This is a genomic window from Chitinophaga sp. YR573 (assembly GCF_900110995.1).
Taxonomy (GTDB): Bacteria; Bacteroidota; Bacteroidia; order Chitinophagales; family Chitinophagaceae; genus Chitinophaga.
The window spans coordinates 4,300,524-4,315,192 of record NZ_FOJF01000001.1; the positions used below are offsets into that span (position 1 = coordinate 4,300,524).

The window sequence follows — 14,669 nt, forward strand, 5'->3', positions numbered from 1 at the left end:
ATGAGAACTACCATCATTATCATCCTGCTCTGGCCACTGTTGCTTACTACAGGTAATACAGCAAAAGCACAGGCGGACCCGCACTTCTCCCAGTACTACGTGTACCCCTCCTGGTTAAATCCGGCCCTTACCGGTGCGTTTGACGGCAATTACCGCCTGGCGGCTATTTACCGTACCCAATGGGGAAATATCAGCAGCCCCTTTTCAACCTATGGTGTTGCTGCCGATTTCACTACCAACAAGCAATTCAACTTCGGTGTCAGCGCATTGAACCAGAGTGCCGGAGATGGTGGATATAACTATACTACTGCTTACGGTAGCGCTTCTTATACCGGTGTACGCTTCGGTGCCAATGAAACACATCGCCTGGTATTCGGGTTACAGTTTGGATTGATTCAACGCAGGTTTGATGCATCCAAACTCACCTTTGGTGATCAGTGGAACCCGGTTACCGGTTATAATCCGGGTACACCAAGCGCAGATGGCTTCAGCAAAACTTCTGCTTCTTCATTTGATGCAGGTGCTGGTGTATTGTATTACGATGCCGAGCCAGGAAAGAAATATAATGTCTTTGGTGGTTTTGCGGTATCACATCTTACACGTCCTACCGACCAGTTCAGTGCTACCGGAGATGCCCGTTTCCCTATGCGTTTTACAGGGCATGCCGGTGTTAAGATAGCATTGACGGATGTTTTCAGTGTAACGCCTAACCTGTTGTATATGCGCCAGGGAAATGCGGAAGAAAAGATGCTGGGTGCATACGGACAAATGTATGTTACACCTACTACTGATTTCTTACTGGGTGTTAACTACAGGATCAAGGATGCCATCACTACCCATGCTGGTTTTACCTATAGAAACTTTACCCTGGGCGCCAGCTACGATATAAATACTTCACAGCTGAGTAAAATGGTCAGAGGCTCTAACAGTTTTGAGATCTCTCTCATTTACATCGGAAAGAAAATATTTAAAACGCCGGAAGTAGAATTTGTTTGCCCAAGGCTGTAAAACATCAACCCATCAAAAGAGCATCATGAAAAATATCTTTCTTACAATAGTATTGTTTTCACTGGTAGTAATAGGCAAAGGTCAGTTTGCTTATGATTACCTCAAAGCAGCGGACTATTATTACAAGAAGGCAGACTATAATTCTGCGGCACAGTATTATGAAAAATACCTCGCAGGTAACAGGACCATTGTTAGTCATGCGGTATATAAACCCTATACAACGCAACCTTCTACAAAGAAAACACAGGCAATAGTAAGCAGCGAACAGCAGGCCATTTATAAACTGGCTGAGAGTTACCGCCTGCTGAACGATTATGGAAAGGCAGTGCCCTGGTATGCGGAAGCACTGGAGTTTGACAAGACCCAGTTCCCGCTGGCCCCTTACCATTATGCAGTGGCTTTAAGGGCACTGGCCAGATATGATCTTGCCGTAAAAGCATTTGAATATTTCCTGGATACATACACTACACAGGATGCTTACCGTGAATCTGCTACAAGAGAATTGCAGAACCTGCGGTTCATTGTACAGGAGATCCGCCGTCCGGATCTCTCCACATACACTGTTGAAAAAGGACCCTCTTCCCTGAACCCGCAGGGTGCGAACTATGCGCCTGTATGGTTAGGCGACAGCCTGTTATTGTTTACTTCTACAAGACCAGATAACAGCGGCGCAAAGAACCATTTATTTACCAACCGTATTTATGGTGCAGCTTATGCGAATGGTCAGCCCGATACTATTACCCGTATTGCGGTGCCTCAGCCTAAAGATGCAGAACAGGGTGTTATTGCTCTTAGTCCGGATGGTAACATACTGTACCTGACACGCTGGGTAACAAAAGATGGTAAGAAGAAATCTGCTATCTACATCAGCAGAAAGAGTGGCAATACATGGAGTGAACCTGCTATCATGGACACCGTGGTGAATACGCCTGGTTACAGCTCGCAGCAGCCTTTTGTAATGCCTGATGGCAAACGCCTGTTATTTGCCAGTGATAAACCCGGAGGACAGGGAGGATTTGATCTGTGGTCTGCTGAACTGAATACAGATGGAACACCTTTCTCTGTAAAAAATCTGGGTGCTGTGCTGAACACTTCCTGGAATGAACAGGCTCCTTATTATCATGCTGCTTCCGGTGAACTGGTATTCTCTACCGATGGCAGAATCGGTATGGGCGGATATGATTTCTTTTATACCAAAGACAGCGCTGGTAGCTGGCAGGAACCAGTCAATTTCGGTTATCCTGTTAACTCGGTAAAAGATGATATTTATTTCAACAGCAAAGGAAATAATATCCTGGAAACAGTATGGTTGTCATCAGACCGTGATGCCAGCTGCTGCCTGGAATTATTCTCTCTGAAGAAAACAATTCCACCACCGCCGCCACCTCCAAAACCGGAACCACCAGTAGTAACATTAGTTCCTCCACCAGCAGAAGTACCAACTGTACTGGATAACGTGTACTACGACTTCAGCCAGTCTTATCTGCAACCGGCTTCTTATCCTGCATTAGACAGGCTGGCAGGGATGCTGCAACAACATGCTGATTTAGTAATCGAATTAAGCGCACATACAGATAGCAAAGGTTCTGATAAACTGAACCAGGCATTATCTGAAGCCCGTGCAAAAAGTTGTGTAGACTACCTGGTGAGCAAAGGAATAGATCCATCCCGTTTACAATACAAAGGATATGCGGCTACTCATCCTATCGCTCCTAATACAAATGCAGACGGATCTGACAATCCTGAAGGAAGGGCAAGGAACCGTAGAACGGAGTTTAAGGTTGTTGGCAAACAGTAAAAATATGCTTATGAAAAGAACATACCTGCTTTTGTTGCTGCTGTTGATGATAGCAGAAGGGACCCGTGCGCAGCAACAACCGCATTACACGCAATACATCCTCAATACTTTCATCATTAATCCTGCAGTAGCAGGTATTGAGAACTATTGGGATGTAAAGGCCAGCCACAGGCATCAGTGGGCTGGGTTGAACGGAGCGCCTGTTACTTCTTATTTAACCATTCATGGTCCGCTGAGGAAAAGTGATTATCCTTCTGCCAGCATAACAGGCTTAACACCACCGGGAGAAAATCCCAGGGGTAAGGCTTACTGGCAGCAGTATGAAACACCCCCTTCTCATGCCGGTGCAGGACTGACTATCCTCAACGATAAGACAGGACCGCTGAACCGGTTTTCCATTACGGGTACTTATGCGCATCATATAGCACTTTCTCCCCGTACAAGTATCAGTGGAGGTATTTCATTTGGTGTGCAGTCTGTTTCTGTTGATGCCTCTGCACTGGAATTCCAGCAGGCAGGAGATCCTGTTGTGGCATCCAGTCAGCTGCTGAATAAATGGAAACCGGAATTGAATGCAGGTTTGATGTTGTACAGTGCAGATTTCTACATAGGAGCATCTGCACAGAACATCATTCCGCAGCAGCTGAGTTTTGATGAAGGTAAAGTAGTAGGTGATTCTCTTTACAGAGGAAAGCTGGTACCGCACCTGTTCTTCTCGGCAGGCTACCGTACATGGATAAATGAAGATGTAAGTGTGCTGCCTTCTGTGATGGTGAGAATGGTAACTGCAGCACCTGTAAGTTTTGATGTGAATGCCAAGTTCCTGTATCGCGACAGAATGTGGGTGGGTGGATCTTACCGTATCCAGGATGGCTTTGCTGCCATGCTGGGGGTGAACATCAGTTCCACTATCAACATAGGGTATTCATATGATTACACTACATCGTCTTTGAATGTTGTAAGTAAAGGTACTCACGAAATATTAATAGGTTTTCTGATCGGTAATCGCTTTGGCGACCTATGCCCAAGAAATAACTTTTAAACTTTAACCCCTCTTTCGTAATAAGCGGAGAGGACATTTTTTAACTCAATCCAAAATTTTATTTATGAAAAAACTTTCAGGTTACTTTTTCGTTGCATGTATGTTGTCTGTTGTATTAGGTACCACTTCCTGTTCTAAAAAAGGTGATGCAGGACCAGCTGGTGCTGCTGGTGCAACCGGTGCCAAAGGTGATAAAGGCGACAAAGGCGATCAGGGAGATGCAGGAAGTGCAAGTGTGATTTATTCCGACTGGATGGATGCATCCTATGTTTATGATTCAACTTCTGAAGTCTATTTCTTCGACATTACTGCTGATAAACTGACTACCGACGTATTAAATACCGGTGTAGTAAAAGTGTACATGAACTTTGGTACGCCAGCCAGTCCTGCAGTTACTTCTTTGCCTTATAGTGATGAAGTAGGTACCTATATCAGAGAATATTCACTGGAAGGTATTATTGAACTGGTAAGTAATGCAAACCCAAGTACTGTTACTGACTCAAATGGTGCCGCCAGAAGACAGGTAAGATATGTGATCATCCCAGGTGGCGAAGCAGCCCGTTCTGCTAAAGCAATCGACTGGAATGATTATGCAAAAGTAAAAGCCTACATGGGCTGGAAGAACTAGTTTACTAATGACCATCTCCATCAAAACCACAAGTTACAGGGCTGCTTTATCGAAAGCAGCCAATTTTTACCACTTGCCGGGGATTCTAAAAAAAACAATGCTATGAAAAGATATTGTGAACTGACAGATGAAGAATTAATAAAATTATACAGATCGGGGAACGACAGTGCGTTCTCTGTATTAGTCTCTCGCCATAAAACCAGGATCTTTACTACTATCATGTTGCTGGTGAAAGACAGGTACCTGGCAGAGGATATTTTTCAGGATGTGTTTATAAAAATAATCAATGCCTTTAATGAAGGTCATTATCTCGATAACAGCCGGTTTATTGCCTGGGCTGTGAGAATTGCCCATAACTGTTGTATCAGTCATTTCAGGAAGATGAATGCATGGCCTGCTTTCTCTGTTGTATATAAAGATGATATTTCAAACAGTATTCATCAGAAAGAAGAAAGCCAGGAACAGCGTATTATTATTAAAGAAACACATACAGCAGTACAGGCATTGCTGGACCAGTTACCCGAAGCTCAGCGTGAGGCATTGATCCTTCGCTATTACGCGGATCTCAGCTTTAAAGAAATTGCACAAACTGTAAATGTTGGTATCAATACAGCATTGGGGAGAGTGCGTTATGCTATTATGAATATGCGGAAGATTATGGAAAGAGAAGAAGCATTGGAAGCAGTATGAATACTACGCGTTCACAGGAACAGCTTCTGTTACAGGTAAACACGGCAGCTCTATATAAAAGATGGTTTCTTTTCCCGGTTCACTTTCGAACCATAATTTACCCTTGTGGATCTCTACAATCTTACGTGAAATAGATAATCCCAGGCCAAAAGATTTCTCACCGGCGGTACCCGTTCTGCCCGCCTCTGTATGCATTTCAAATACCTTGTCTTTCAGGTTGTCCGGGATGCCGATACCTCTGTCTTGTACCATGATGGTATAGGTATCGAAATTCCTTTTGGTATGTATACTGATCACGGATTTATCCGGGCTGAATTTGATGGCATTGTCTATGAGGTTTGTAAACAGCTGCCATATTTTATCCCGGTCAAGCACGGCTATTCCCGGTGGGAATTTTCCTACTTTAATACGCTGCTTCTTTTTTAATGCCTTAAACTGAAGGAGATCTATACACTCCGTCAGTAACACGGGTATATCTGTTAATTCTGTTTTCAGATCTTTCAGCTCTCCTTTGTTTTTACTTTCCAGTAACTGGTTGATAATTTCAAATGCCTGTCCGGAAGCCGTCTGTATCATCCGGTACATACTCTTATCCAGTGGCGCCGCATGCTCATCTTCCAGTAATAATCCGGCTATAGCGCTGATATTGCCTACAGGGTTTTTGAGATCATGTACAATCACTTTCAGGAGTGCTGCATTTTCCTGGTCTCTGTCTTCTACTGCGCGGAGAGCAACGGTGAGGCGTTCATTTTGTACAGCCATCAGTTGCAGATTCTGTTTTGAACGGTTCCAGTTTTTCCAGATAAGGAATGCGATGGCGATAACAGATGTTAAGAATAAAGAGAAGATGACCAGCAGAATGGATTTCAGGTGATCATCACTTTTTAATGCGATGATCTCATGTTGCCTTGCTACGTTCTCCAGTTCATTATTCACATCTACTTCATGTGCAGCCTGGTTCTTTGTATCAAGAGAATCTTTTATAGTGGTATATTCTTTCAGGTATTTATAGGCACTGTCCGGCATATTTAATTTATCGTAATACCGTTCCTCTATCTTCAGTAACCGTAATCGCAGATCTCTGTCGGGTTGCAGATGTGAATTGATGAAAGTATTTACCTGATCTAATGTTTCTTTACATTCATCCAGACGGTTCATTTTTATGTAAAGATTAGCCAGTCTCAGTTGCATGAACTGGGCATCTGTGTTTTCATAACCAGGCTGTATATTGATACTGATACTTTCTTTCAGTAATGCTTCTGCTGTAGCGTAATCTTCCTGCCTGTAATGCGCATAGGCGAGGTTACCATAGATGACCCCTTTAGCGGTACCTATATAACGTCTGTGGGTGGAATCATCGCTGAAATTACTTTCGTTGTTCCTGATATAGGCTAATGCCAGGCTATAGTAACGAAAAGCGCTGTCGTACATATTGGCGCGGTCATAACTCAGTGCAATATTATCCGTATTGCCCTGAACAGAAGCGAAAACAACAAAATCCCTGTTATCTGCATTGCGGAGAATGTGGACGCATTTTTTGAAATAAACCACAGCATCCATGTACTTTTTCTCTTTATAACACACCATGCCCAGTTGTCCGAGATAGTCACTTACAAAAAGGGAATCCCCGCTTTTTTCACCGATCTGTTTAGCCTGGTAATAATACTGGAATGCTTCCGGGTATCTTTTCTCTGCCTGCAGAATATCACCCTTTTGAAGGATAGCATTTTCATAGAGTTTTTTATATGCTTTTTCCTTGGAGTGTTTTTTCAGGATTAACAATATACTATCTACATATACCATGGCTATTGCATAATCCTTATCGTAGAAATAGCTCCTTTTAAAGTCGTATTTCTTGTACAGATCACCAATACCCGCATCGGGATAACTATTATAGATTGAATCAATAAATTTTATAGGGCTTCCTTTTTCAGCATGAAGCGATAAGCTGTCTGCATGTTTAAGAAGGGGATCAAAATAATCAGGATGATCAATAGTTCCTCCTACTTGCCGGCAGGCAGTTATGGCTACAATTATATATAAAAAAAATACACACTCTAAAAGTCGCCTGTAAAATTTATTCTTTTTTATAAGAATAACCATCAATTAAAAAGCGTTAAGTTGCTCATGCATTCTATGTATAATGCTAACACGTGACAATGCATGTAATGTAAGTTAAGCGTTTTTCTCACTTTTTTACCTTATAAAATGCATAATTATATTAATATACGAAATTAGCGCATATTAAGTTTATGGTTGAGCCGTTAAATCTTTAATAAACCTGCTGCTGCGGCCCCTATGCAGTAGTATCTTTTTGATCTGATTCTCCCTAAAAAAAACTAATTTCATTATAATAAATATAAGAGGAGCCTATTGCCGGAGGATACATATGCCCATTACAGGAGACCCGAAATTGAAATTGTTGTTACCCTTTAACCCGTAATTAGCCCGGGTATCCTCGTTTCGCTGATTGTATGAATTCCATTTTTATTCTTTATGAAGAGGATATGCCTGCTTGTTTGCTTTTTCCTGAGCCTTCATCATTTGTCGGCACAAACTTTTACTGTTACCGGCTTAATAAAAGATACCACAGGCCAGGAGATTATTGCTGCCAATGTATGGCTGACAGCAGGTAAAGATTCGTTGCATACTACCAGTAATGAAACCGGAAGGTTTACATTTTCCGGGGTACAGCAGCCCGTTTTTTCATTACGTGTAAGTGTGCTGGGATATGAAACCTGGTCAAAATCATATGACTTTCGCAATGCAGGAAGCCAGATAAATGTGCCGGTTATTATACTGGTAATGAAAACCAGTACTTTACAGGAAGTGATTATCAGAGGGAAGCAGGCCCCGGTTGTTATAAAAGAAGATACGATAGAATTCCGGGCAAGTCAATTCCGTTTAAGGGAGAATGCAGTGGCGGAAGACCTGTTAAAACGACTGCCAGGCGTGGATGTAGATAAAGATGGTAATGTGACGATGATGGGCAAAAAGATTACCAAACTAAGGATTAACGGGAAAGATTACCTGGTAGATGATATTAAAACGCTGACCCGCATATTACCAGTGGATATGATAGAAAAAATACAATTGGTTGATGATTATGGGGATATGGCGAGAGTGACAGGGCGAAAGTCCGGGGAGCCACAACAGGTACTCAATATCCAGACTAAATCCGAATTGAATAAAGGCATTCAGATGCAGACTATTGTAGGGGCAGGTAATGATGGCAGATATAATGCAGCCTTATTAGCCAACTATTTTAATGGCGATCACCAGCTGTCTGTTTCCGGCAATACCAATAATACAAGCGCCCTGGCGGGAACTGCTACCAACAGCAATGCAACTATTAACTACCGGGATCAGCCGACTAAAGCCCTATCCCTCAATGCCAGCCTGATGGGGGGGCATACGGTCAGTAATATACAATCATTAAGTAATGTGACAACCGTTACCAATGAGGGAACACTGTATATCGCTAACAATACCGGTAGTTACAGCAGAAATAATAATTATGCTTTTTATGGTGGAGCAGAGTATAAACCTGCTAATGGTGATATGCTGAATTTTAATATGAATATGAGCCTGAATACGGCAGAAAATGTGAATGTTGTTTCTGCCTTGCAGACAGGTTATCAGAAAAAAGATCAGCTCACAAAAAATATAATCAACAACAGGATACCGGTAATAGGGGCGGGAGTGTTTGGGAGTCACCGCTTCAACAGAAAAGGACGGGTATTATCTCTCAGCCTGTATATGAGTTATACGGATAACGATAATGACCAGGATGGTATGAATAATATCCTGTATTATAATGCAGATAGTACCCTGGCAAAGGATTCCCTTCTGCATCAGTTACTGAACAAGCAGAATAATGATTTTATCACCTCTGCGCAGGTATCCTGGATTGAACCTATTGATTCTACTTCCAGTATGGAGTTACGTTACCTGATCAATTATACAAGGTCTGATAATACACAGGTAACAGACTGGCTGGATATGGAAGGAAAACAACAGCGTATAGATGCGCTCAGTAATGAGTTTAAATATAACATGTCCCAGCAGCAGCTGGAACTTAACTTCCGGAAGAATCTGAAGAAGTTCGACTATACCCTGGGAGTTCGTCTGATGCCTTCCGGTTTATCTGGCCACGGCACGAACGGGGAAGCTCCTACAAAGCTGCATAGTACCCCGCTGGCACCTGTATTGCGTATCCAGTATAAGCTGCCGAGATCTCAGTTTATCTCTCTTTTTTATAATGGGGTTGTTATCTTTCCTGGTTATCAGCAGTTACAACCTGCCCCTGATCTCACCAATACAGAGTTTCCGATAATAGGGAATCCCTTGTTAAAACCGGGGTTTACTCATTCTTTATTCCTTAACTACCGTAGTTTAAACACGGCTAATACACATACCCTGTTCCTGCATCTGGCTGCTAATTACACAAAGGATAAAGTCGTTACCAATACAGTAACTGTAAAAGACAGCTTCAATACAGTAAAACAGGAAACACATTACCTGAATACAGACGGGGATTATAACTATCGTTTTGTATATGGCTGGTCGAAACGTATACAGGACGGGAAGTATAATTTTTACCTGGATGGTACAGCCTCTTATAATAACAATGTGTTGTATGTGCAGGATGTAAAGAATTTTGCCCGGAATCTGGCCATGTCACAGTCTGCCAGGAGTAACATACTTTTGCCCTGGATAGAATTAATGGGAGGGGTGACTTATCTGTATAACAAAAACGTTTATATCCCCGGGGATAATAATACTACCAACATCACTACATGGACATTCAATCTGGTGGGAAAGGTATATTTCCTGAAGACCTTTGCATTTGGATTTGATGCCAGTAAGCAGCTGAATAGCGGATATAGTGGGTCTTTGAGTAGTAATCCACTGATGGCCAATGTGTTCTTCGAAAAGATGTTTTTTAAGAAAAGACTTACCGCCAGGGCACAGGTATTTAACCTGCTGGATGAAAATGCCCGTTTATCCCAGGCTATCAGTGGTAACACTGTTACGGAAAGCCGGGATAATCTGCTAAGCCGTTATTTTATGTTCACTCTACAGCTGGACCTTAAAAAGTTTAAAGGTAGTAAGTAAAGAGCTTCGGATAAGTTTCTGATCGGCTTCTGATAAGCTTTATCCTACGTTTATCCTACGTCTTTGAACGTAAGATAAACGTAGGATAAAGCTTATCAGAAGCCGATCAGAAGCCGATCAAAGTATCTTAAGATAGTGACCTGCCAGGTTCATCCTGGTTTTCGAACATAGGGAGATCCCCCTTAAAACAAAAAAGACCCCCAATAAGGGGGCCTTTTCATTAAGAGGGAATATAGTTATTTCTTTTCCAGTAACTTAAAGAACTGGTCAAGCTGAGGTAAAATCACGATACGTGTGCGGCGGTTAGCTGCGCGTCCTTCCGGAGTATCATTACTTGATACGGGAATATATTCACTACGTCCTGCTGCTGTGATACGTGCAGGAGCGATAGCATAATCATTCTGTAAAATACGTGTAACAGCAGTTGCTCTCTTCACACTCAGGTCCCAGTTGTCCAGTAACACACCTTTCTTATATGGGTTGGAGTCTGTATGGCCTTCTACCAGGAACTCAATATCAGGCTGGTTGTTCAGCACTTTAGCTACTTTACCCAGTACTTCTTTTGCACGGGCAGTCACATCATAGCTACCGCTTTCAAACAGCAGTTTATCAGAGATATCAATATATACTACGCCTTTTTCAACCTTGATATTGATATCCTTGTCATCCAGGTTGCCAATAGCACCTTTCAGGTTCATCACCAGCGCCATATTCAGAGAGTCTTTTCTGGCAATAGCAGACTGCAGGTCCTGAATGTAAGCATCTTTCGCACCTATATTATCCAGTGATTTCTTGATGCTTTCCGCCTGTGAACCGGTGATAACAGAAAGATCTTTCAGCTGGTTCAGCAATATGCTGTTATTCTGTTTCAGTCCTTCTACGCGTTCGTCACTTACAGTACTTCTGCGGTTGTACGCCTCTGTAGAGTCGCGCATAGTACGCTGGCAGTCTTGTAATTTACTCTGCAAATCAGCATATTGGCTGGATAAAGCAGAGTATTTAGCTTCCGAAGCCTTAAATTTCCTTGTAGGAACACAGGAAAATAAGATAACCGGAAGGGATAACGCTAATAAGATGTCTCTAAGTTTCATATGTATTGCATTTTTATATTAATTCGCTTATTTGACGATTATACAGTTCACTTTAATCCAAAACCAAGCCATTATGCAGCGGATTGTGCTGTAATATTGTTAAAGTCGTTGACTAATAAGAATTTCGCATTTATTTGTAGTGTATTCGCAACACTGGTATCCCAGCAATGTTTCATTTATTTTAGTACCATACATTACTTTTTTTCACCACGTACTTAGGTCTCATAACACATGAAGAAAATTTCATTACACGTTCTGTTAGCTACGCTTTTGCTAACACCTGCATTAATGAACGCGCAGGTGAAGCAGGCGGCTACTCCGCTGGCTACCTTACAGCAGCAATTCGTTGATTTGCGTTTTGGTATGTTTATTCACTTTAACATCCCAACTTTTGCAAATCAGGACTGGCCTGATCCGGAAGCACCGGCCTCTTTATTCAATCCTACCAAACTGGATTGTAATCAATGGGCGGCAACTGCCAAGGCAGCTAATATGTCTTATGGTTGTCTCACCACCAAACATCACAGCGGCTTTTGTATCTGGGATACAAAAACTACCGACTACAATGTGATGAACAGTCCTCTTAAAAGAGATGTGGTAAAAGAATACACCACTGCATTCAGAGCGAAAGGTCTGAAAGTGATGTTGTATTATTCTATCCTGGACACACATCACAAACTGCGTCCAAACCAGATCACACACAAGCACATCGAAATGGTAAAGGCTCAGCTGACAGAACTGCTGACTAACTACGGAGAAATCACAGCGCTGATCATAGACGGATGGGATGCTCCATGGTCCAGGATCTCTTATGATGATGTTCCTTTTGAAGAGATTTACCGCCTGATCAAAACCCTGCAGCCTAACTGCCTGGTGATGGACCTGAATGCGGCTAAATATCCGACAGAAGCATTATTCTACACAGATATCAAGTCTTACGAACAGGGTGCTGGTCAGCACATTTCAAAAGAAAGCAACAAGTTGCCTGCATTATCCTGCCTGCCAATTAATACTGCCTGGTTCTGGAAAACAAATTTCCCGACTACACCTGTAAAAGACCCGGTGAAACTGGTGAATAACAACCTGCTGGAGTTAAACAAGGTATGGTGTAACTTCATCCTGAACGTAGCACCTAACCGTGAAGGTTTGATTGATGATAACGCGGTAGCTGCATTGAAAGAGGTAGGTAAAATGTGGAAACCGGAAGGGCCTTTGCCAACACTGGCTCCGGCAGAATCTCCTATCATCTCTTCCAACATTGCAAAACATCAACCCAGCAATTCCAGTTGGAGTGATGATATGAACATCATGGATTTTGCGAATGATGATGATTTCAAAAGCAGCTGGCAGTCTAACCCAACGGTAAAACAACCATGGTATGAAATAGATTTCGATAAGGATAAGAGCTTTAATATGGTGACCATCGTAGAAGATGGCAATAATATTAAGAAGTATCGCTTAGAGTATAATGAAAATGGTGTGTGGAAACCTTTGCCTGCAAGCAAGAGTGAAGGTCGTGTAAAAATACATCGTTTCGACAGAGTATGGGGTGGGCGCGTGCGTATCCTCATAGATGAAACAAGCGCAGCTCCTGCTATAGCAGAAGTGGGAGTGTATGATGAAAGAAGATAGATAACTTTAACGGCGGCCGTCAGATACTTTTAAAGACGGCCGCTATATTTCTTCTTCTTCTTCATATTCTTCATCATCATTTACGTTCAAATCGGCAAAAGCTTCTGCGGTATCATCAATGGAAACTTCCTTATTATCATATGGTATTCCACCTGTAGATTGCCTGGTTTTTTCCTTCAGTCTTTTGACTTTTCCTTTACCCTGCGGTGTAGTAGATTCTTTTAAATTTGATCCAAATACTTTAAAAGACTCGGTAAACTTTTCTTGCTTTATACTACTTCTGTCAATTTCAATTTCTTCATCTTCAATGGCTTCATTTATTATATTCCAGCCTAACTGACTGCTTGCGCTTTTTACTTTTGAGTTAAAGTAATCCTTGCCGTGCCAGCTAACTGTTGCGGAAACAGATAATATTTCTTTTGGAGAAATATCCTCATAATTATATTCCTTTTTCCACGCCTCCCTTACATATTTCATCCTCAAACTCTCCGGTCGCTTAGGAGGCATTTCATCTTCAAGACCTGTCAGGAATGCTTTTACTCGTTTTGATTTTTCGTCATTTAAACGTTTCCTCACTTCTATATCAGTATGCGTGTTTGCATAGGAGCGATGAGGAGGTATTAATTCTCCGGATTGTACCTCTTCTGAAAGTCCGATTTTTGTAAGATCCGACTCAAGGAACTTTTTCAGCATCTCATCTGTAAAACTTATATAGGTGACTTCTGCACTTGGCTTATTTTTCCAATTGCCTGCTTTTCTCTTTACATGACCTTCATCACCAGAAGATGTTATATCTACCCAGGCAACTTCTTTTCCCTCTTTAGAGAGAATCAGATCAGGTCTGGTATTTCCTTTGGTAACCTGTGCTGTTACTGCATAACCATTTACAGTTCCCCCTATATCGTTTGTTACAATAGATTCAATTACGTAGCCTGCTGCTGCAGACAAAAGCGACTTACTGAACTCAGCTTCTTCTGACGCATTGTACCCGATCTGTTCTGACTTTAATAGCTGCAGCCAATAGGATGTGTATCCATTAAGACTCACATATTGAGGAATAGTCGGGTTATTACAAAGATAGAGATAAGCGATTTGTACCAATTTATCAATTTCACCTAAAGCTGCCAGAATATCTTCGTCCAGTTCAGTACCCTGAGGTATAACCTTACGTTGTACCGGATTATTGACAGGTAACTGCGCTACATGCCAGGGTGTCTCCGGCACATATCTTTCCTGCCCGGCAAAGGGTTCCGTTTCCCCCATTTTTTGCAAGGGGACAACAGCAGGCATCGAAATCCCTTTGGAAGATGGATTATCAGCAACTGAACGGCTTGCAGTTTGATTGGATCTGACTAATGCATGGTCATGCGACATTGGGAAAAATTACTGGGTTAAGGGATCTCGCCAGCCAATATACAAATATGTTCAAAGTGCCCAGACTATTTTGTTTTTCCAAAATAGTTAAAACATCCTTAAATTTATTGTCTACTAATTGAGTAGACTTTGTATATTTGCAACTCTGTAATGAAATCAGCATGTGACCAGCATATTGTAAATAGAAAACCATAATTATAAAATAATCCATCAGTACTTCTGCCACCAACTTTAGTATGGGAAATACATCTGTATTGCCCAGGGGGATTCCTTGTTTATTTATTAAAC

Annotated in this window: 10 protein-coding genes; 7 read left to right on the forward strand and 3 right to left on the reverse strand. The window is 41.9% G+C overall.

Annotated features, from left to right (window positions below; translation table 11 throughout):
• The 5 genes from BMW86_RS17975 to BMW86_RS17995 all read left to right on the forward strand — a co-directional run bounded on the left by BMW86_RS17975 (position 1) and on the right by BMW86_RS17995 (position 5,166).
• Positions 1–1,008 (forward strand): PorP/SprF family type IX secretion system membrane protein, encoded by a 1,008-nt coding sequence (locus tag BMW86_RS17975; RefSeq protein WP_089783097.1) that lies wholly within the window; start codon positions 1–3, stop codon positions 1,006–1,008.
• 25 nt (positions 1,009–1,033) lie between these two features.
• Positions 1,034–2,806, forward strand: coding sequence for an OmpA family protein (locus BMW86_RS17980; RefSeq protein WP_089783098.1), 1,773 nt, complete (start codon positions 1,034–1,036; stop codon positions 2,804–2,806).
• Positions 2,807–2,816: 10 nt separating this feature from the next.
• The gene (locus tag BMW86_RS17985) at positions 2,817–3,848 is read left to right on the forward strand and encodes a PorP/SprF family type IX secretion system membrane protein (RefSeq protein WP_089783721.1); all 1,032 of its coding nucleotides are present in this window, start codon (positions 2,817–2,819) and stop codon (positions 3,846–3,848) included.
• Between the two features lie 64 nt (positions 3,849–3,912).
• The gene (locus BMW86_RS17990) at positions 3,913–4,476 is read left to right on the forward strand and encodes a hypothetical protein (RefSeq protein ID WP_143056609.1); all 564 of its coding nucleotides are present in this window, start codon (positions 3,913–3,915) and stop codon (positions 4,474–4,476) included.
• 102 nt (positions 4,477–4,578) lie between these two features.
• Positions 4,579–5,166 (forward strand): sigma-70 family RNA polymerase sigma factor, encoded by a 588-nt coding sequence (locus tag BMW86_RS17995; RefSeq protein WP_089783100.1) that lies wholly within the window; start codon positions 4,579–4,581, stop codon positions 5,164–5,166.
• 3 nt (positions 5,167–5,169) lie between these two features.
• Here BMW86_RS17995 and BMW86_RS18000 read toward each other — a convergent pair whose 3' ends face one another.
• A complete protein-coding gene (locus BMW86_RS18000; protein ID WP_089783101.1) occupies positions 5,170–7,269 on the reverse strand; it encodes an ATP-binding protein in 2,100 nt (699 codons plus the stop codon).
• A 393-nt stretch (positions 7,270–7,662) separates the two neighbouring features.
• On the opposite strand from BMW86_RS18000, the gene BMW86_RS18005 reads away from it, so the two are divergent.
• Positions 7,663–10,284, forward strand: coding sequence for a TonB-dependent receptor (locus BMW86_RS18005; protein WP_089783102.1), 2,622 nt, complete (start codon positions 7,663–7,665; stop codon positions 10,282–10,284).
• Between the two features lie 236 nt (positions 10,285–10,520).
• Here BMW86_RS18005 and BMW86_RS18010 read toward each other — a convergent pair whose 3' ends face one another.
• On the reverse strand, positions 10,521–11,375 hold the full coding sequence (locus BMW86_RS18010) for an OmpA/MotB family protein (RefSeq protein WP_089783103.1): 855 nt from the start codon (positions 11,373–11,375) through the stop codon (positions 10,521–10,523).
• Positions 11,376–11,606: 231 nt separating this feature from the next.
• On the opposite strand from BMW86_RS18010, the gene BMW86_RS18015 reads away from it, so the two are divergent.
• A complete protein-coding gene (locus BMW86_RS18015; protein ID WP_089783104.1) occupies positions 11,607–13,007 on the forward strand; it encodes an alpha-L-fucosidase in 1,401 nt (466 codons plus the stop codon).
• A 42-nt stretch (positions 13,008–13,049) separates the two neighbouring features.
• On the opposite strand, the gene BMW86_RS18020 is transcribed toward BMW86_RS18015, so the two are convergent.
• Entirely contained in the window at positions 13,050–14,381 is a 1,332-nt protein-coding gene (locus BMW86_RS18020) for a hypothetical protein (RefSeq protein ID WP_143056610.1), read from the reverse strand.
• Positions 14,382–14,669 lie beyond the last annotated feature (288 nt).